Annotated in this window: 1 protein-coding gene and 1 pseudogene; both read right to left on the bottom strand. The window is 49.3% G+C overall.

Annotation, left to right across the window (positions count from 1 at the left end):
• Positions 1-51 precede the first annotated feature (51 nt).
• On the bottom strand, positions 52-360 hold the full coding sequence (locus tag Q9I99_RS11260) for a hypothetical protein (protein WP_301668566.1): 309 nt from the start codon (positions 358-360) through the stop codon (positions 52-54).
• A gap of 36 nt (positions 361-396) precedes the next feature.
• Positions 397-781 (bottom strand): annotated as a pseudogene (locus Q9I99_RS11255) (RHS domain-containing protein); the annotation flags it as partial.

Below are 781 nucleotides of genomic sequence, written 5' to 3'. Positions count from 1 at the left end.
CTTTTTTTAGGAAAATTCAACCGGTAGGGGACCGATACGCTGTTTCATCTCCTAGCTTAGGGAGAGTAGGGGGGATACGACCTTAGTTTTAGTATCCGTAATTTCATCATTTTTTTCGTCAAGGGAGTATATCGACTCTAGAAGACAGGTATTAGGGTTTTGTTTAAATTTTGGTCTTTGTGCAACTGCTACATAATACCGAAAAAAACGACCGCACTTTTGGCTGACGGTTACGTTTTTAATTTCGCCGACGACATCGCGGCTGTTGCGATAGCGAATCCAGCCGATTTTCGGGAAATACAGGCGGTTATTTTGTTGTTCCAGTTTGCAACCTTGCGGAAAACGAAAGTTCTCTTTCAAGCCTTTTTTCTTGAATTTCGGGAAGCCGGAACGCTACGGCTGATGCGCGTTCTTGTAAACCCGCTCATCCTTTTTCAGACGACCCCAGGCGGTGTATTCGCCGTACCACAGGAGATTACCGTGGATGTCGGTCATCTCCCTCGGAATGCCGATTTGGTCGTTGTGGAAATAGGCGAGGTATTGTGCTTCGTCTCGGTTGTTATGGAAGACTTGCGCCAGCGGTTCGTAGCTGTCTTGGTCGGTGTAGAGATAGGTGTAGCTGCCTTTGTAGGTGTACTCCTGAAGTAATCGCGTTCCGTCCCAGACGAAGTGGGTGCGCTTGGGGTCGGTGCTCGTCCAGGCGAGTTTGTCTTGGCGTTCTTTGGAAAGGCGTCTGCCGAACGGGTCGTAGGCGTATGTCCAGATCTCGGTGTTGCCGGCG

Source organism: Neisseria basseii (assembly GCF_962707005.1).
Taxonomy (GTDB): Bacteria; Pseudomonadota; Gammaproteobacteria; order Burkholderiales; family Neisseriaceae; genus Neisseria; species Neisseria bergeri.
The sequence above is the reverse complement of the archived record's forward strand: the minus strand, read 5'-3'. Positions and strand labels throughout refer to the sequence as shown.